Genomic DNA, 16663 nt, shown 5'->3' on the forward strand with positions numbered 1-16663 from the left:
GCACGGGGAGAAACGACGCATGGATTCCGCAATGGCCACCATCGGCCTGCCCGTCGCGCTGGGCATCATCATGTTCGGCCTGGGCCTCGGACTGACGCCCGCAGACTTCGCCCGCGTGGCCCAGCGGCCCAAGGCGGCCGGCGTGGCCCTGGCCTGCCAGTTGCTGTTGCTTCCGGCCATTTGCTTCGGGCTGGTGCTGCTGTTCCGCCTGCCGCCCGTTCTGGCGGTCGGCATGATGCTGCTGGCCGCCTCCCCCGGCGGGACGACCGCCAATCTCTACAGCCACTTGTTCCGGGGTGATGTGGCGCTGAACATCAGCCTGACGGCCATCAACTCCGTCATCGCCGTCGTGACCTTGCCGGTCGTGGTCAATCTGGCGATCGCCTTCTTTCAGCCGGGCGACCTGCATGTCGGCCTGCAGTTCAGGAAGACGATCGAGGTCTTCATGATCGTGCTGGCTCCGGTGGCGCTGGGGATGCTGGTGCGCGGATGGCGGCCCGCCTTCGCGGCCGCCATGGACAAGCCGGTGCGCATCGCCTCCATTCTGATCCTCGTGCTGGTGATCCTCGGCGCCGCCGCCTCCAGCTTCCACGTCCTGATGAGCCAGATCGGCGGACTTGCCGGCGTGACTGTCGCCTTCTGCCTGCTCAGCCTGGGCGTCGGCTACGGCGTGCCGCGCCTGCTCAGGATCGAGCGTCCGCAGGCCGTCGCCAGCGCCTTTGAGGTCGGGCTGCATAACGCCACCCTGGCCATCGTCATCGCTCAGTCGGTGTTGAACAGTCCCGAGATGACCCTGCCCGGCGCCGTCTATGGCGTGCTGATGTTCCCGCTGGCGGCGGGCTTCGGCTTCCTGATCACGCGCAGAAAGCCCGGCATGGCCTAGTCACGCAGGTCGCGGCGCAGCACCTTGCCCACATTGGTCTTGGGCAGGGGCTCGTCGCGGAAGACGATGATGCGCGGCACCTTGTAGGCGGTCAGCCGCTCACGGCAGTGGGCGACGATCATCGCCTCTGTCAGCTCGGACGAGCGCGGCACGATGACCACCTTGATCCGCTCGCCCTGCACTGGGTCGGGGACTCCGACAGCCGCCACCTCGTCCACCAAGGGGTGGGCCGCCACCACATCCTCGATCTCGTTCGGATAGACGTTGAAGCCGGAGACCAGGATCATGTCCTTGATCCGGTCGACCAGCCGCACCCGACCGTCCGCCTGCATCACGCCCACGTCGCCCGTCGCCAGCCAGCCGTCGGACGACAGGACCTTGGCCGTTTCCTCTGGCCGGTTCCAATAGCCGCGCATGACCTGAGGGCCGCGCACGCACAGTTCGCCTGGTTCGTCGATCCCGCACCAACTTCCGTCATCGCGCCGCATCCGCACCTCGGTCGAGGGCACCGGCAGTCCGACTGTACCGTCGAAGCCCATCGTCTCGGGCCGCTCGATATCCACATAGCCGATGCAGACCACCGGCGAGGTTTCGGTCAGACCATAGCCTTCAATCAGCGGTGCGCCGGTCACGGTCTGCCAGGCCTCGGCCACCGACGCCTGGGTCGCCATGCCCCCGGCCACGGTCAGGCGCAGATCGGTGAAGTCGCGATCGCGGAAGGCCTCATTCTTCAGCAGGCCGGCGAACAGGGTGTTCAGCCCGGTGAAGGCCGCGAACCGCTCTTTTCTCAGCACCCACTCCACCCGCTTCGCGTCGCGCGGATTGGCGATCAGGATGTTGCGCCCACCCACCCCCACGAACATCAGCAGGTTCGCCGTCAGGGAGAAGATATGGTAGAGAGGCAGCATGGTGACGTTGCCCACCACCTGATCCTGCGGGATCTGGGCCATGATCCAGGCGCGCCCCTGCAGCACATTGGCGATGATGTTCCGATGGGTCAGCATGGCCCCCTTGGCCACGCCGGAAGTGCCGCCCGTATATTGCAGGAAGGCGAGGTCTTCCGCCTTCGTCTCGACCGGCTTCAGCGACAGTCGCCGCGCCCGACGCATCACGGCGGGCCAGCGTTCAGCCTGCGGGATGCGCCACTTCGGCACCAGCTTTTCGACATGGCGCAGCAGGGCGGTGATCGCCGTCCCCTTCACCGGCCCCATCATGTCGCCCATGGCGGTGACGACGACGTGGCGGACATCCGTGCCCTCGATCGCCTGTTCCAGGGCAGCGGCGAACATCTCCATCACGACAATGGCGACCGCGCCGCTGTCCTTGAGTTGATGCTGCAGCTCGCGCGGCGTGTAGAGCGGGTTGACGTTGACCACCACCGCCCCGGCGAACAGCACGCCGAACAGCGCCACCGGATACTGCAGGCAGTTCGGCATCATCAGCGCCACGCGATCGCCCGGCCGCACGCCTTGGGCCTGCAGCCAGGCGGCGAACGCCCGCGCGTCCGACAGCGCCCGGCCATAGGTCACGCCCGAGCCCATGCTGACGAATCCGACGCGTTCCGCATATTTGCGGGCGTCCGCCGCGAACAGGTCGCCGACCGAAGCCCATTGCACCAAGTCGTTGTCGATCGTCGCCGGCACGTCGGGACGATAGGCGCGTGTCCAGAAGCGCTCGGCCCACAGGTGATCGGCCTCGGTCTTCGTCACATGCAGCGTCGCGCTCATTTCTCGATCACGGCGACGACGCCCTGCCCCCCGGCGGCGCAGATGGAGATCAGGCCGCGTCCCTTGCCGGCCCGGTTCAGCATATGCGCCAGATTGCCCAGGATGCGCCCGCCCGTCGCCGCGAACGGATGCCCCGCCGCCAGGGACGAGCCGTGGATGTTCAGCCGCTCCCGATCGATGGCGCCGGGCGCCCGATCCAGCCCCAGCCGGGTGCGTGCATAGTCGTCGCTTTCCCAGGCCTTGAGCGTGCACAGCACCTGGGCGGCGAAGGCCTCGTGGATTTCGTAGAAGTCGAAGTCCTGAAGCGTCAGCCCCAGCTTGGCCAGCATTCGCGGCACGGCGTAGGCGGGCGCCATCAGCAGACCTTCCTCGCCGCTGACGAAGTCCACGGCCGCCGTTTCGCCCGCCCTCATCCAGGCCAGGATCGGCAGTCCCCGCGCCCTCGCCCATTCCTCGCTGGCCAACAGCACCGTCGAGGCGCCGTCCGTCAGCGGAGTGGAGTTGGCCGCCGTCAACGTGCCGTTCTCGCGATCGAACACCGGCCTCATCGCCGCGACCTTGGCCGGATCGATATCGGGCCGCAGATTGTTGTCGCGCTTTAACCCGTTGAAGGGGGTGATCATCTCGTCGAACAGCCCCGCCTCATAGGCCGCCGCCATATTGCGATGGCTGCGGATCGCCAGGGCGTCCTGCTCATCGCGCGGAATGGCCCAATGCTTGGCCATCAGTTCGCAATGCTCGCCCATCGACAGGCCGGTGCGCGGCTCGGCGTTGCGCGGCGGTTCAGGCCGGAAGGGCGCGGTCAGGCCCGCTCGCGACAGGGCCTTGAGCCGCCCCAGCATCGACTTCTGGCGATTGGCCGCCAGCAGGGCGCGGCGGAAACCTTCATTCAGGGCGATCGGCGCATCCGAGGTGGTGTCCACCCCGCCGGCGATCCCGACCTCGATCTGGCCCAGGGCGATCTTGTTGGCGACCAGAATGGCCGCCTCCAGTCCCGTGCCGCAAGCCTGCTGGACATCATAAGCCGGCGTACCCCGGCCCAGAGTGGTGCCCAGGACGCTTTCGCGCGTCAAGGCGATGTCGCGCGAGAGCTTCAGGACGGCTCCCGCCGCCACCTCCCCCAGTCGCAGCCCATGCAGGTCGAAGCGGTCGATCAGCCCCTGCAGGGCGGCTGTCAGCATGTCCTGGTTCGACGCCTCGGCGTAGGCCGTGTTCGACCGGGCGAAGGGAATGCGGTTGGCGCCGACGATGGCGACCCGACGCGGCGCGGACAGGGTAAGCATCAGACGATGATCTCCGATGGAGCAGGGACGCTCAGACGTCCTCGCAAGTGAACGCGCTCGCCCGTCGGATCGCGCACCTCAAAATCGCGATGCTTCGGAGCCATGAACAGCGCCGCCTCGCCGGGCAGAAACAGAGGCGCGCGGAAGGAGACCTCGATTTCGGCCGCCTCCCACCCGCCCGACGGCGTCAGGGCGGCCAACGCCCGCGCCTTGGTCCACATCCCGTGGACGATCGCGCGCGGAAAGCCGAACAACCGCGCGCCCAGGGCCGAGGTGTGGATGGGGTTGGCGTCGCCCGACACCCGGCCATAGCGGCGCCCCAGGTCAGCAGAAAGCGACCAGACCTGGTCGCGCGTCATACCGGGCGCCTGCTCCATCTCAGGCGCCGGGCGGCCAGGTCCGCGATCGCCGCGTTTGAGATAGACGCTCTCGCTCTCCCACACGATCACGCCGTCGCGGCGCGCGGCGGTGAGTATGCCGAAGGCCTGGCCTCGGTCATGCGTCATCAGATCCCCGAAGCGCGTGCTCAGGCTTAGCGCCTCCCCCGGCATCAGGCGCACGTGCTGGCGGATGCGGTTGTGCAGATGAACCAGGCCCGCCAGGGGAAAAGGGAAATCCGGCCGCATCATCAGCCGCAGATGCATCGGAAAGGCCAGGATATGCGGCCAGGTCAGCGGCACGCCCTGTCCCGCCTGAAAACCGCACAGCCGGCTGTAATCGGCGATCGCCTCGGCCTTCAACCGGACGGCGTCGGCCTCAAGCACCACGCTCGGAAGATCCCGCGCCCTGGATTCACCACGCAACAGCCCCCGCGCCGCGCCGCCCGCCAGTTGCAGCATTGTGATCGGCGTCGCCGCCTCTGCGCCTCGCATCCGTCACGCCCCCAGAAGGCTCTGGCCGCAAACGCGCACGACGGCCCCGTTCACCCCGCCGTTATCCGGCTCGGCCAGCCACAGGGCGGTCTCGGCCACGTCGATCGGCTGGCCGCCCTGCCCCAGACTGTTCATCCGCCGTCCAGCCTCGCGGATGGCGAAGGGGATGGCGGCCGTCATGCGCGTCTCGATGAAGCCCGGCGCGACCGCATTGACCGTGATCCCGTCGCCCGCCTCGGCCGCCAATCGCCGCACCGCCCCAATCCAACCAGCCTTGGACAGGGCGTAGTTGGCCTGTCCCTTGTTGCCCGCGATGCCGCTGAGCGAGGACACTGCGACGATCCGTCCGTTCGACCGGATCAGCCCCGCCTCCAGCAGCGCGCGCGTCAGGGCCAGCGGCGCGCCCAGATTGACCGCCATGACGCTGTCCCACTCGGTGGCCGACATCCGGGCCAGGGTCCGGTCGCGCGTGATCCCGGCGTTGTGGACCACCGCGTCGTATCCGCCCGCCGCCCGCGCCGCGCTGACCAGTCGTTCCGCCGCATCGGCCGCAGTGATGTCGAGGCTCAGCGCCTCGGCGCCGATCTGGTCGGCCAGCACGCGCAGGTCCGTCTCCGCCCCCGGCGCATCGAGCGCCGTCCCCGCATAGCCTTCGGCCGCGAACAGCCGCGCCATCGCTTCGCCGATGCCGCGCGATGCGCCGGTGATCAGGACGCGCCTCGGCTCGGTCGAGGCAGGCGCAGCCGTTCCGCTGATCGTCACCACCTGCCCCGAGACATAGGCCGAGCGCGGCGACAGGAAGAAGGCCAGGCTGGACGCCGCCGCCTCTTCCGCGCCCGCCGCGACCCGCAACAGTTGCGCTGTCCCACCCTCGCGCGCCTCCTTGGCCAGAGAGCGGACGAAGCCTTCCAGTCCGCGCTGCAGCGCCTCGCCCTCGACGGTCGCCGTGTCTTCTGGCGGTCGGCCGATCACCAGCATGCGCCCATGAGGATCAAGCCGACGCACCGTCTCGTGGAAGTATCGATAGAGGCCCGTCGCACTCGCGACATCAGCGATGTCAGAGGCGTCGAAGATCAGCCCCCCGTAACGCGCGCCGTCCTGCGCCTTCGAATGGAGCTCGACGCCCCAACGCTCGGCCAGGCCATGCAACAGCGGCGAGAGGCGCGCGCTTCCGCCCAGCAGCAACGGCCCCACCGGCGCCGCGCCCGCCTCGGCGCGACGACGCAACGGCGACGGGCGCGGCAAACCCAGCGTTCCAGCCAGCCAGCCGCCCACGCCGCTGTTGGCGAAGTCCAGATAACGGTCCGACATCAGGCCGCCTTGCTTCCCTTGCCCGCCGACGCCGCCTGGCGCCGCGCCAACCCCTCAGCCAGGCCGAAATCCTGCGGAAAGTCGTCCACCTGGATCGCCTGTATCGCGACCTCGGCGTAACGCGCGACCAGAGCCCTCTCCTCGGCGTCGACCAGGCCCTGAGCCTCGGCCTCGCTCGCCCAGGCGGTCAGTTGGGTCAGGTCCTGCGGCGCACGCGACAGACGTCCGGCCTTGATCGCCGGTTTCAGCCGCGCCTCGACGGCTTCCACCTGAGGATACAGATCGAACGCGACCAGAACGGCGGCGATGGGATCCACCTCCAGGCTGGCGCTCCACGATCCGGCGACCAGCCGATCCCGCGCCGGACCGTGACGCTGGATCAGGCCGGCGACCTGGCCGGCGCAGGCGTCGCCGGGCGTCGGCGCCTTGAGCCCGAACGGCGTCCCCGTCAGATTCAGGAAAAAGGCCGCGGCCCGGCTGGGGTGATTGGCCAGCACGTCCCGCCACGCCGTGGCCGCGCGGTTCAGCGCATCCTGCGCCGCCCAATGCACGAAGGGCAGGTCTTCGGCCGGACGTCCCTCGTCCTCAAACCGCTTCAGCGTCGCCGACAGGATGAAGAGCTGGGACAGGATATCGCCCAGTCGCCCGGTCAGGGCGCCCTTACGCTTCAAGGCGCCGCCCACCGTGGCCATGGAAATATCCGACGCCAGGGCCAACAAGGTCGAAAGCCGCGTCGCCAGCTTGTAGTAGCGCCGCAGTTCGGGCGCCGCGTCGCGTGGCGCCGAAATCAACGCGCCGCCGGTGAGGCCGAAGCCGACCGCACGCGCCATATTGCCCAGGACGAAACCGACGTAGCCGAACAGGGCGCGATCGAAGGCTTTCAGCTCCTGCGCCTCGGCCGTGCGCATCATCGGCAGGACATAGGGATGGCAACGGATCGCGCCCTGGCCATAGATGATCAGGGTGCGCGTCATGATGTTGGCGCCCTCGACCGTGATGGCGACCGGAATCTGCTGATAGGCGCGGGCCAGGAAGTTGCCGGGGCCCATGCAGACCCCCTTGCCGCCGATCACGTCCATGCCGTCATTGACGATAATGCGGGCGCGTTCGGTCACATGGTATTTGGCGATGGCCGAGACGACCGAAGGCTTCTCGCCCTGATCCAGCGCCGCCGCCGCCAGCCGCCGCACAGAATCCGTGGCGTAGAGATGCCCCGCCATCCGGGCCAAAGCCTCCTGCACGCCCTCGAAGGCGCCGATCGGCTGGTTGAATTGACGCCGGATGGCGACATAGGCCCCGACCATGCCGACAGCCAGCTTGGACATCCCCACGTTGGAGGACGGCAGGGAGATGGCTCGACCAGCCGCCAGACACTCCATCAGCATCCGCCAGCCGTTTCCGACCTGCTCGCGCCCGCCGATGACCATCTTCATCGGCACGAAGACGTCGTCGCCCTCGATCGGCCCGTTCTGGAAGACGGCGTTGAGCGGCCAGTGTCGACGCCCGATCCGCACCCCCGGATGCTCGCGCGGGATCAGGACGCAGGTGATCCCCGGCTCTTCGCCTTCGCCCAGCAGCCCGTCCGGATCGACCGCGCGGAAAGCCAGGCCGATCACCGTCGCGATGGGGGCCAGGGTGATGTAGCGTTTTCGCCAGGTGATGCGGAAACCCAGGGTCTCGCGTCCTTCCCACATGGCCTTGCAGACCACGCCCGTGTCGGTGATCGACGCGGCGTCGGAGCCTGCGAACGGGTTGGTCAGGGCGAAGCACGGAATCTCGTCACCGCGCGCCAGACGCGGCAGATAGTGGTTCTTCTGTTCTTCCGTGCCGTAGTGCAGCAGCAGTTCAGCCGGCCCCAGGGAGTTGGGCACCATCACGGACACCGCCGCCGCCGAGCAACGCGTCGACAGCTTCTGGATCACCTGGCTGTGCGCGTAGGCCGAGAAGCCAAGGCCGCCGTAGGCCTTGGGAATGATCATGCCCAGAAAGCCCTTGTCCCGCGCATAGGCCCAGGCGTCAGGCGGCAGGTCCTGCCACACCGCCGTGCTGTCCCAGTCATTGGACAGGTCGCACAGCTTTTCCGTCTCGACGTCGAGGAAGACCTGCTCCTCGTCCGTCAACCGCGGCGCGGGTGTCGCCAGCAGGCGTTTCCAGTCCGGTCGACCGGAGAAGATTTCTGCGTCCCACCAGACGTTGCCGGACTCGATCGCCGCCTGCTCGGTGGCGCTCATACGCGGCATGATGCGACGGAAAGCGTCCATCGCCGGGCGTGACAGCATGGCGCGACGGACCGGCGCGACCGTCAGCATGACCAACAGGACGGCGAGAACAGCCCCCGCCGCAATCCAAACCCACATCAACGCTGTTCCTCCCCGGCGACGGGCGCAGTCGCACGGCCGCTCATCAGTTCATTCATGAAAGAAGGAACGCGGCCGCCCCCGTCCGCGCTCCCTCAGCCCCTCGCTTCAGCCCTTACCGCCGCGATAGGCGTTGCGGACTTCCGCCGGCACGCGCTCATAGATTTCGGGCCGTGGAATGCGCAGACGACGCCGGGCCTGATCCAGAGGCTCCGCCAGCAAGGCCTCGTAATCCTGTCCCGGAAGCCAGTCCGCCCGACGACCGTCGCGCCACGCCTGAAACACCGCTCTTGCACACGGATAGCCGGTGCGCGCGCGTGCGAACTGCACCGCAATCGCCGCCGCGATCAGGCCAAACCCTGAACTGCGCGTCTGCGGCAGAGAGAAGGCCACCACGCAGGCTTCGCCCAAGGCGTCGGTATGATAGCCGGTCAACACATGCCAGATATCATGCACGTCGCGCAGGCGGCGCGCATACCAGGCGCGCGGATGCGCCGCCTCGATCTCGCTGTCCGCCACCTTGCGGCTTTCGTCAGCCAGTCCGTAGGCGGAGAAGTCCTGTGCGACGATGAAGTCCAGATAGGCCGCGCCGACGCTGCCTTCCGGCATGGTTTTCAGCCACTCCCGATCCTGCAACCGGTCCGCCAGCTCCAGGCGGCGATAGGCCTGAACCCCTCCTTCGGGACTGCTCATCAACTTGGCGTAGCCCCAGTCGACGGAACGCCCCGCCAAGGCGTTCATGATTTCGAACACCTGTTCGGTGTCGTCCTTATCCGCAACCAGTCGGCTCATGGCGCGCGCAGCCCGCACCGGCTGAACCCGACGGCTCAGCGTGCGCGAGGCTTCGCGAAATCCCGTTATGGCCCCACTATGATCCAGCGCGGTCGCGGCCATGGCTTGCAGTCTCCTTGGACGGCTCGTAAGACACATTACCTACATGGATGTCATTTACAACGATGTCAATTAAAATCGCCGACAAGCCGCGCCGCCGGCGCCGTTCGCCTGAAGAAGCCCGTCGCGAGGCCCTGGCCTCGGCGCGCGACCTCCTGCTCTCAGGGGGTCCCAACGCCGTCACCCTGGCCGCCGTGGCCGGCGAGATCGGCGTCACCCATGCGAACCTGATCCACCATTTCGGCTCGGCCGCAGGACTGCAGTCGGCGCTGATGGGATCGATGGTGGCCGATCTCAGCGACGCCCTGGACGCCGCAGTGGCCCGTCTGAGGACGGACGAAGGCGCGCCGCTGGAATTGATCAACGCCGTCTTTGACGCCTTCTCGACCGGCGGCGCCGGGCGACTGGCGGCCTGGATCGCCCTGTCCGGCGACCTGTCGCACCTCGAACCGGTGCGCGAAGCCGTTCAGAATCTGGTCGTCGCCATTCAGGAGAAACTCGGCCTGGGCGGGGATCAGACCGACGAGACTATCGGCTCGGCCGTCCTCTTCATTGCGCTCGGCGCCTTCGGGGACGCGCTGATCGGCGCCCCTCTGCGCGGGATGCTGGGCCAATCGGACGACGCCAGCCGCAGGGTCGTGGCCAGCCTGCTGCCAGCCTTCCTCGCCATGCATCCCCGCGCCTGACCAGAGAAAAGAAAGCCCGACGCGAGGCATCGGGCTTTTGAAGTCATTTGGTGATGGTGGGTGTCCTCGAAGAAAGAAGACAGGCCCTTGATCAACCGGTTTGGTTAACGGGCCATTAACGTTGTTTTCAGTCCGGCAACCAGGTCGTCTGATAGGCGGAACCAGACAGCCCCCGCGTAATTCGCCAGCCCTCGCCCGCCCGTTCGGCGTGGGCGGCGGGCGCGCCTGGCCCAGGGTAGTGAAAGACCGTTCCATCGACCTCGATATCGCCTGCACGATCGCTGGCCGTCGCTACAGGCGCGACCCAGCGCCCGCGCGAATCCGCCACCGCCTGGGCTGACATCCCGCCGGCGCGCACGACGATCTTCTGGCCTGGATCTGCGCGACCGGAGGCGATCAGACCTCGACCGTCGCCATCCAGGGCGTCCAAGGCCGGCCCCGGCGTCAGACGCAGGCTGGGGCCGCCATCCGTCAGCAGCGCAGCCGCCTGCCTTCCCTGCCCCACCACGAGCAGGCGCTGAGGCCCAGGCGTCGCCGTCTGGCCGATCTGAATCTCCGGGGTCAGAACCTGGCCTGTCGCTGCGGCGCCGACATGGAGCTCGAACCGGCCCTGGGCGTCCGCGCCCGCCGCCACGGCCGGTCCGTCCGTCCCGCTGAGAATGACGCGCGCGCGCGGCGCCGCCGCGCCGCGCACCAGGACGCCGCCGTCTCCTTGAGTGGAAACGCTGAAGATGCGCGGCGTCGTCATCCAGTCGTCTTCCTGCGCTTCGGCCGGGTCCGCCTCCGCTTCAGGTTTGGGCGAACCGCAGGCCGACAGCGCCGTCGCCAGCACAAGGCTCAAACTCGCCAGCAGGCCGATCCTTCGTTCCATCCTGTCCCGCATCGCTATAAGGCTGTCAGTCCAGATAGACGGCTACGTCCGCCCGGCCCAGCCCCTTCGGCCCGGCCTGCCCGGTTTGTCCGTCTGTCCTTCCACCTGCCGCCAGAGGTCGTCAAAGGTCCCATGTCCCTGCCCTCCGTCAATATCGCCCCATTCGAGGGCCGGTCCGTCTGCCTGTTCTGCGGCTCGTCCGATGGAACTGATCCCCGCTACATCCAGGCGGCGGCCGCGTTCGGGAAGGCCGTAGCCGAGGCGGGTTGGCGCTTCGTCTATGGCGGCGGCGGCGTGGGTCTGATGGGCGCGTCCGCCCGGGCGGCCCATGAAGCGGGCGGCCGCGTGGTGGGCATCATGCCGGCCTTTCTGCGCAGCCGCGAACGGCTGTTCGACGACGTGGAGACGATCGTCGTCACCTCCATGCATGAGCGCAAGCAGCTCATGTATGACGAGTCCGACGTCTTCGTGGTCGCGCCCGGCGGCGTCGGCACGCTGGAAGAAGTCGTGGAATTGCTGTCGTGGAAGCGGCTGGACCTGCATGCCAAGCCCGTCATCTTCTTGAATCTGGACGGCTTCTGGGACGGATTCTTCACCCTGATCGAACACACCGTCGAGAAGGGCATGACCCCGGCGGGCTTCCTGGAGGCCTATGTCAGCGTCGATTCTGTCGAGGCCGCGATCGAGGCCATGAAATCAGCTCAGGACACGCCGCACTTGCAACATGATCATCGGTAAGTAAACGTGCGTCAGTAACGCCGGTCCGTCGAGCAGGAAGCTGGATTGACAGTTTCTTTAAAAAACGGACTATGGCGATGCTGGGCGTGCGCCCTACCCTTATCGGAGACTGTTCATGCGTGCTCTTCTCGCCGCCGTCGCCCTGTTCGCGGCCGCCCCTGCCTTCGCCCAGGCCCCGGCCACCAGCGCCACCCTGGCTGACGCCGCCAAGGCCCCGACCGGCCGCGTGATCGTCGACGGCGCCACCTGGCGCTGCGAAGGCGACGCCTGCACCGCCACCGGCGGCTCCAATCAGCCCGCGACGCGCGCCTGCCGTCGCACGGTCGCCAAGATCGGCCCGGTGACCAGCTTCTCCTACAAGGGCCAGGCCCTGAGCGCAGAAGAGGTCGCCGCCTGCAACGCGGGCTGATCCCGATCACAGTCCACAACGAAAAAGGCCGCCTTCACGACGAAGGCGGCCTTTCTTGTATCCGGCGCCCCAACCGTCAGGCGGTTTCGCCCTTCAGCCGCTGAACCATGCGCTCGCGGCCGATCAGGGGGATCATGGCCGCCATGTCCGGCCCATGCGCCTGCCCCGTCAGGATCAGACGCAGCGGCATGAACAGACCCTTGCCCTTAGCGCCGGTCTTGTCCTTCACCGCCGAGGTCCAGGCTGACCAGGCCTCAGCGTCGATGGTTTCGGGCAGCAACTCCAGGGCGGCGGCGGCGAAGGCGGCGTCTTCGATCACCGGCGTCACTGGCCCCGTGACGATCTTCGCCATTTCAACGACATCGCCGAACTTGCTGAGATTGCCCTTCACCGTGTTCCAGAAGGCTTCGCCCAGATCGACGCCCAGAACTTCCAGGCGCGGCCTGGCCCCGGCGTAATCGATGGCGTGCACAGCCTGAGCATTCAGACGGTCCAGATCGGCCGTGTCGTAACGCGCGGGCGAGCGGCCCATCTTGGAGAAGGCGAAGCCGGCGCCCAGGTCTGCAAGCGAGGCCGCGACCTCCAGATTGTCCGAGGTGCCGATCTTGCCCAGGTGGCTGGTGATGGCGATCGGCTCATAGCCGTCGGCGCGCATGTCCATGATGGCCAGCGAGCCCAGACGCTTGGACAGGGCCGTGCCGTCGGCGCCGACCAGCAGCGGCATGTGAGCGAACCCTGGAACCTTGGCCCCCAGCGCCTCGAAGATCTCGATCTGGGCGCCAGTGTTGGTGACGTGGTCCTCGCCCCGGATGATGTGGGTGATCTCCATGTCGATGTCGTCGACGACCGACGGCAGCGTATAGAGGAACAGGCCGTCCTCGCGGATCAGAACCGGGTCGGACATGGAGGCGGTGTCCACCTCGGCGTGACCGCGCGCTAGGTCTTCCCAGGCGACGCGCTTGCCTTCCAGCTTGAAGCGCCAGTGCGGACGGCGACCCTCGGCCTCCAGCGCGGCCTTTTCGGCCTCGGTCAGCGACAGGGCGGCGCGATCGTAGATGGGGGGCAGGCCGCGCGACAGCTGCACCTTGCGGCGGCGGTCCAGTTCGTCTGCCGTTTCGTAGCAGGGGTAGAGGCGACCATCGGCCTTCAGCCGAGCGGCGGCCTCTTCATAGCGATCGAACCGCTTGGACTGATTGTAGCGTTCGTCCCAGGTCAGGCCGAGCCATTTCAGGTCGATCTCGATGTTGTCTTCCGACTCCCGAGTTGAGCGGACCAGGTCGGTGTCGTCGATCCGCAGCACGAAGGCGCCGCCCTGCCCCTTGGCGAACAGCCAGTTCACCAGAGCCGTGCGGACATTGCCGACGTGCAGCTTACCCGTGGGAGACGGAGCGAAACGAACCTTGACGGACATGGGGGATCAACGACCTCGATAGGAAGGCGGCTTGGTCGCGCCGCCGCCCTCTCAAGTCAAGCCGAACCGCCCTTAATCGACGCGAGGGAAGCGTCAGTCGTCGCGGTGAACGCGCTCGCGGCGTTCGTGCCGTTCCTGAGCTTCCACCGACAGCGTCGCCGTCGGGCGGGCTTCAAGACGACCCAGGCCGATCGGCTCGCCGGTGTCTTCGCAGTAACCGTAGGAACCGTCCTCGATCCGGCGCAGGGCTTCATCGATCTTGGAAATCAGCTTGCGCTGACGGTCACGGGTCCGAAGCTCAAGCGCACGATCGGACTCGGAAGAGGCTCGATCCACCAGATCAGGGTGGTTCTCAGTCTCGGCCTTCAGATTGGTGACGGTGCCCTTCGACTCGCGAAGAATGTCGTCCTTCCAGCTCAGAAGCTTGCTCTTGAAATAGGCGACCTGCCGCTCGTTCATGAACGGTTCGTCGTCGGTCGGCCGATACACAGCCGAGTCCCCGGACATTACAGAGGCCAATGCGGTCATCGCACTCACACTCGTTCTCTATCGCGCCCCCCTGCGGCGCAAGGGCCGTATAGGCAAGCGCAAGAGTCGCGGCAATGGCGTTCGCGTGTCCGTGATATGGCTAAGGTGCATTGACCCAGGGGAAGTGTGGCGAATTATCCTCACAAAGCGCCGAAGATCCGGGGTTCAGCCGAAGTTTCAACGCCTTCAGACGCGAACGCGGCTCATTTCAGCTTTCGCCAGTTCCACCGAAGCGCGCAGATCGATCTGATCCAGCACAGCTTTCAAGCCCGGCTCTGCTCCTTCCTCGCGCTCTTCGCGCAGGTCACGGGCCAGACGGCCCAGGGCGGCGGCGCCGTCCTGACCGCCCAGCAGGGCCAGCTTCAATTCGTCCAGCCGATCCAGCAGGCCCGAGCCCCGACGAATGGCCCGGCGTCGACGCTCGGTCGGATCCTCCACCCCCTGCAAGGCCATCAGGGCCGCCGCACCGGCCACGCCCGAAGCGCCCGAGGTCGCCCCCGCCTGGGCGGCGGACGTTGCGCCGGCCGTCGCCGGCAAGGCGAAGCCGCCCGCCGCACGTGCGGCCGGTCGCGTGGTCGGCGTCGAAGCGGCGCCCAAGGGTCCGGTGACCTTCATGCAAGACGTCTCCTTCTACGCGTCCCACCATGCCGCCAGGGACTGAAGTCTTGGTTAACGGCCCGGCAAAACCTGCCGCCAGGCGCCGGCCAAATCCCGATCAATCATTGAAATTAATGAAGTTTTCGTCCGGCACGATCCTCGCATGGTTAATGACGAACGCTCACGCAGGGACGTCTGTCGCATGCAGAAGTTGCTTACCGCCCTCATCGCCCCGGCTGTCGCCGCCGTGGCGCTCGCCGTCCAGCCGGGCGTCGCCGAGGCCCAGTCGCGCATCAAGGACATCGTCTCGATCGAGGGGGTCCGCTCCAACCAGCTCGTCGGCTACGGCCTGGTCGTCGGCCTCAACGGCACCGGCGACAGCGTGCGCAACTCGCCCTTCACCCGCCAGTCGCTGGAGGGGATGATGGAACGCCAGGGCGTCAACATCCGCGGCGCCAACCTGAACACCAAGAACGTCGCGGCCGTCATGGTCACGGCCGAACTCCCCCCCTTCGCCACGCCGGGCTCGCGGCTGGACGTCAGCGTCTCGGCCATGGGCGACGCCAAGAGCCTGCTGGGGGGCACGCTGCTGGTGACGGCGCTGCAGGGCGCGGACGCTGAAATCTACGCGGTGGCGCAAGGGTCGGTGCAGACGGGCGCCGTCTCGGCCTCGGGCGCGTCAGGCTCCTCGATCACGCGCGGCGTGCCGACGGCGGGCCGTATCGCCTCGGGCGGGGTGGTCGAGCGCGAGACGGGCTTCGATCTCGGTTCCATGCCGTCGGTGCGCCTGACCCTGCGCAACCCCGACTTCACCACGGCGCAACGCATCGCCGCCGCCATCAACGAAACCTACCCCCAGACCGCCTTCGCGGAGAACGGCACCGTGGTCGCCATCCGCGCGCCCCAGAACTTCGGCATGGCGGGCTTCCTGAGCCGGGTCGAGAACCTGCCGGTCCAGATCGATTCCCCGGCCAAGGTCATCATCGACGAGGTCAACGGCGTTATCGTCATGGGCGAGGCCGTGCGCATCTCCACCGTCGCCGTGGCCCAGGGCAATCTGACCGTCTCGGTCCAGGAAACGCCTCTGGTCAGCCAGCCCGAGCCGTTCAGCCGCGGCGGTCAGACCGTGGTCGTGCCCCAGTCGGACATCAGCATCTCCGAGGAGACCGGCCGCCAGATGCGGATCGTCGGCGGCTCGACCTCCCTCTCCACCCTGGTCAACGGCCTGAACGCCCTCGGCGTCAGCCCGCGCGACATGATCAGCATCCTGCAGGCCATCAAGGCCGCCGGCGCCCTCCAGGCCGAGATCGAGGTGATCTGATGACCCCCCTCGCCGTCTCTCCCGACCTGCTGCGCGCCGACACCCCGGCCCGCCCGGGCCCGCCGCAGAATCTTGAAGCCATGCGCCGCACGGCCGAAGCCTTCGAGGCCAGCTTCCTGTCGCAGATGATGAAGCCCATGTTCGAGGGCCTCAGCACCGAGGCTCCCTTCGGCGGCGGCGCAGGCGAGGCCGCCTGGCGCGGCTTCCTGGTCGACGCCATGGCTCAGCAGACGGTGAAGGCGGGCGGCGTCGGCCTGGCCGACAGCGTGCTGGCCCAGATGATCAAGATGCAGGAGCAAGGCGCATGACCGCCGATATCGAGACCGCCGCCCTGCGGGTGCAGCACCTGACCCGCCTGACCCGAGACCTGACCGATCGCCTATCGCTGGAAATGGACGCCATGCGCGCCCACCGCGCTCAGGATCTGGCCCAGGGCGTGTCCGAGACGCAGGAGATGGCCAACCTCTATCGCCGCGAATCCGCCCAGGTGAAGGCCAACCCCGCCGCCATCGCCGCTGCGCCCGAAACCGACCGGCAAGCCTTGATCGAAGCCACCGAAACCTTCGAGGCCGTCCTGGCTGAACATGCCGTGACCGTCGAAGCGGCCCGCCAGGTGTCCGAAGGCCTAGTCCGCACCATCGCCGCCGAGGTGGCGGGCGCCCGAGCTCAGGGCGTGGGCTATGGCGCGGCGGGTCAGGCGATGCAGGGCGACGGACGGGCCGTGGCGCTGAACCGCACCGCCTGAGGCCCCTTATCGCCATTCTTTAACAGCGTGCGG

At 67.6% G+C, this 16663-nt stretch carries 17 protein-coding genes; 7 read left to right on the top strand and 10 right to left on the bottom strand.

The features are described 5' to 3' along the window. Positions 1 to 19 precede the first annotated feature (19 nt). The gene (locus tag V8J38_RS10370; RefSeq protein ID WP_291782133.1) at positions 20 to 883 is read left to right on the top strand and encodes a bile acid:sodium symporter family protein; all 864 of its coding nucleotides are present in this window, start codon (positions 20 to 22) and stop codon (positions 881 to 883) included. On the opposite strand, the gene V8J38_RS10375 is transcribed toward V8J38_RS10370, so the two are convergent. From V8J38_RS10375 to V8J38_RS10400, 6 genes are all read right to left on the bottom strand, one after another. Continuing rightward, positions 880 to 2610, bottom strand: coding sequence for an AMP-binding protein (locus V8J38_RS10375; RefSeq protein WP_291782136.1), 1731 nt, complete (start codon positions 2608 to 2610; stop codon positions 880 to 882). The two genes, V8J38_RS10370 and V8J38_RS10375, sit on opposite strands and share 4 nt — an antisense overlap. After that, positions 2607 to 3893: an acetyl-CoA C-acetyltransferase gene (locus V8J38_RS10380; RefSeq protein WP_338575535.1), complete on the bottom strand. Its 1287-nt coding sequence runs from the start codon at positions 3891 to 3893 to the stop codon at positions 2607 to 2609. The genes V8J38_RS10375 and V8J38_RS10380 overlap by 4 nt, the downstream gene beginning before the upstream one ends. Beyond that, complete coding sequence (locus V8J38_RS10385; protein ID WP_338575536.1) at positions 3893 to 4765, bottom strand: MaoC/PaaZ C-terminal domain-containing protein; 873 nt, start codon at positions 4763 to 4765, stop codon at positions 3893 to 3895. The genes V8J38_RS10380 and V8J38_RS10385 overlap by 1 nt, the downstream gene beginning before the upstream one ends. A 3-nt stretch (positions 4766 to 4768) precedes the next feature. Continuing rightward, positions 4769 to 6076 carry a 3-oxoacyl-ACP reductase gene (locus V8J38_RS10390; protein WP_338575537.1) on the bottom strand — a complete coding sequence of 436 codons (1308 nt, stop codon included), beginning with the start codon at positions 6074 to 6076 and terminating at the stop codon, positions 4769 to 4771. Beyond that, positions 6076 to 8433: an acyl-CoA dehydrogenase gene (locus tag V8J38_RS10395; protein WP_338575538.1), complete on the bottom strand. Its 2358-nt coding sequence runs from the start codon at positions 8431 to 8433 to the stop codon at positions 6076 to 6078. Before V8J38_RS10395 ends, V8J38_RS10390 begins: the two co-directional genes overlap by 1 nt. Positions 8434 to 8541: 108 nt before the next feature. Then, positions 8542 to 9327 (bottom strand): Coq4 family protein, encoded by a 786-nt coding sequence (locus V8J38_RS10400; RefSeq protein ID WP_338575540.1) that lies wholly within the window; start codon positions 9325 to 9327, stop codon positions 8542 to 8544. 62 nt (positions 9328 to 9389) lie between these two features. Here V8J38_RS10400 and V8J38_RS10405 point away from each other — a divergent pair, with 62 nt between their 5' ends. Then, positions 9390 to 10010 (top strand): TetR/AcrR family transcriptional regulator, encoded by a 621-nt coding sequence (locus V8J38_RS10405; RefSeq protein ID WP_291782154.1) that lies wholly within the window; start codon positions 9390 to 9392, stop codon positions 10008 to 10010. Between the two features lie 127 nt (positions 10011 to 10137). Here the strand turns inward: V8J38_RS10405 and V8J38_RS10410 are convergent, their stop codons facing one another. After that, positions 10138 to 10881, bottom strand: coding sequence for a hypothetical protein (locus V8J38_RS10410; RefSeq protein ID WP_338575542.1), 744 nt, complete (start codon positions 10879 to 10881; stop codon positions 10138 to 10140). A 132-nt stretch (positions 10882 to 11013) separates the two neighbouring features. Between V8J38_RS10410 and V8J38_RS10415 the strand changes: the two genes are divergently transcribed. Beyond that, positions 11014 to 11619 (top strand): TIGR00730 family Rossman fold protein, encoded by a 606-nt coding sequence (locus tag V8J38_RS10415; protein WP_312218569.1) that lies wholly within the window; start codon positions 11014 to 11016, stop codon positions 11617 to 11619. A 115-nt stretch (positions 11620 to 11734) separates the two neighbouring features. Continuing rightward, positions 11735 to 12028, top strand: a complete 294-nt coding sequence (locus tag V8J38_RS10420; RefSeq protein WP_291782163.1) for a CC_3452 family protein — start codon at positions 11735 to 11737, stop codon at positions 12026 to 12028. Positions 12029 to 12104: 76 nt separating this feature from the next. On the opposite strand, the gene gltX is transcribed toward V8J38_RS10420, so the two are convergent. From gltX to V8J38_RS10435, 3 genes are all read right to left on the bottom strand, one after another. Further along, positions 12105 to 13439: a glutamate--tRNA ligase gene (gene gltX, locus V8J38_RS10425; protein ID WP_338575544.1), complete on the bottom strand. Its 1335-nt coding sequence runs from the start codon at positions 13437 to 13439 to the stop codon at positions 12105 to 12107. A 93-nt stretch (positions 13440 to 13532) separates the two neighbouring features. Continuing rightward, positions 13533 to 13946 carry an RNA polymerase-binding protein DksA gene (gene dksA, locus V8J38_RS10430; protein WP_291782169.1) on the bottom strand — a complete coding sequence of 138 codons (414 nt, stop codon included), beginning with the start codon at positions 13944 to 13946 and terminating at the stop codon, positions 13533 to 13535. A gap of 207 nt (positions 13947 to 14153) precedes the next feature. Further along, the gene (locus V8J38_RS10435) at positions 14154 to 14582 is read right to left on the bottom strand and encodes a flagellar assembly protein FliX (protein ID WP_338575546.1); all 429 of its coding nucleotides are present in this window, start codon (positions 14580 to 14582) and stop codon (positions 14154 to 14156) included. A gap of 184 nt (positions 14583 to 14766) precedes the next feature. On the opposite strand from V8J38_RS10435, the gene V8J38_RS10440 reads away from it, so the two are divergent. From V8J38_RS10440 to V8J38_RS10450, 3 genes are read left to right on the top strand one after another with little or no spacing between them, the layout of a single operon-like run. After that, positions 14767 to 15885 carry a flagellar basal body P-ring protein FlgI gene (locus tag V8J38_RS10440; protein WP_338575548.1) on the top strand — a complete coding sequence of 373 codons (1119 nt, stop codon included), beginning with the start codon at positions 14767 to 14769 and terminating at the stop codon, positions 15883 to 15885. Continuing rightward, a complete protein-coding gene (locus tag V8J38_RS10445) occupies positions 15885 to 16193 on the top strand; it encodes a rod-binding protein (RefSeq protein WP_338575550.1) in 309 nt (102 codons plus the stop codon). Before V8J38_RS10440 ends, V8J38_RS10445 begins: the two co-directional genes overlap by 1 nt. Further along, on the top strand, positions 16190 to 16630 hold the full coding sequence (locus tag V8J38_RS10450) for a flagellar basal-body protein FlbY (RefSeq protein ID WP_338575552.1): 441 nt from the start codon (positions 16190 to 16192) through the stop codon (positions 16628 to 16630). Before V8J38_RS10445 ends, V8J38_RS10450 begins: the two co-directional genes overlap by 4 nt. Positions 16631 to 16663: the final 33 nt, after the last annotated feature.

Source organism: Brevundimonas olei (genome assembly GCF_037055245.1).
Classification (GTDB): domain Bacteria; phylum Pseudomonadota; class Alphaproteobacteria; order Caulobacterales; family Caulobacteraceae; genus Brevundimonas; species Brevundimonas olei.

Bases quoted from the DNA above. Each gene is read 5' to 3' on its own strand.
- V8J38_RS10370 (WP_291782133.1), top strand. From the start codon at position 20: ATGGATTCCGCAATGGCCACCATCGGCCTGCCCGTCGCGCTGGGCATC.
- V8J38_RS10375 (WP_291782136.1), bottom strand. From the start codon at position 2,610: ATGAGCGCGACGCTGCATGTGACGAAGACCGAGGCCGATCACCTGTGG.
- V8J38_RS10380 (WP_338575535.1), bottom strand. From the start codon at position 3,893: ATGCTTACCCTGTCCGCGCCGCGTCGGGTCGCCATCGTCGGCGCCAAC.
- V8J38_RS10385 (WP_338575536.1), bottom strand. From the start codon at position 4,765: ATGCGAGGCGCAGAGGCGGCGACGCCGATCACAATGCTGCAACTGGCG.
- V8J38_RS10390 (WP_338575537.1), bottom strand. From the start codon at position 6,076: ATGTCGGACCGTTATCTGGACTTCGCCAACAGCGGCGTGGGCGGCTGG.
- V8J38_RS10395 (WP_338575538.1), bottom strand. From the start codon at position 8,433: ATGTGGGTTTGGATTGCGGCGGGGGCTGTTCTCGCCGTCCTGTTGGTC.
- V8J38_RS10400 (WP_338575540.1), bottom strand. From the start codon at position 9,327: ATGGCCGCGACCGCGCTGGATCATAGTGGGGCCATAACGGGATTTCGC.
- V8J38_RS10405 (WP_291782154.1), top strand. From the start codon at position 9,390: ATGTCAATTAAAATCGCCGACAAGCCGCGCCGCCGGCGCCGTTCGCCT.
- V8J38_RS10410 (WP_338575542.1), bottom strand. From the start codon at position 10,881: ATGGAACGAAGGATCGGCCTGCTGGCGAGTTTGAGCCTTGTGCTGGCG.
- V8J38_RS10415 (WP_312218569.1), top strand. From the start codon at position 11,014: ATGTCCCTGCCCTCCGTCAATATCGCCCCATTCGAGGGCCGGTCCGTC.
- V8J38_RS10420 (WP_291782163.1), top strand. From the start codon at position 11,735: ATGCGTGCTCTTCTCGCCGCCGTCGCCCTGTTCGCGGCCGCCCCTGCC.
- gltX (WP_338575544.1), bottom strand. From the start codon at position 13,439: ATGTCCGTCAAGGTTCGTTTCGCTCCGTCTCCCACGGGTAAGCTGCAC.
- dksA (WP_291782169.1), bottom strand. From the start codon at position 13,946: ATGTCCGGGGACTCGGCTGTGTATCGGCCGACCGACGACGAACCGTTC.
- V8J38_RS10435 (WP_338575546.1), bottom strand. From the start codon at position 14,582: ATGAAGGTCACCGGACCCTTGGGCGCCGCTTCGACGCCGACCACGCGA.
- V8J38_RS10440 (WP_338575548.1), top strand. From the start codon at position 14,767: ATGCAGAAGTTGCTTACCGCCCTCATCGCCCCGGCTGTCGCCGCCGTG.
- V8J38_RS10445 (WP_338575550.1), top strand. From the start codon at position 15,885: ATGACCCCCCTCGCCGTCTCTCCCGACCTGCTGCGCGCCGACACCCCG.
- V8J38_RS10450 (WP_338575552.1), top strand. From the start codon at position 16,190: ATGACCGCCGATATCGAGACCGCCGCCCTGCGGGTGCAGCACCTGACC.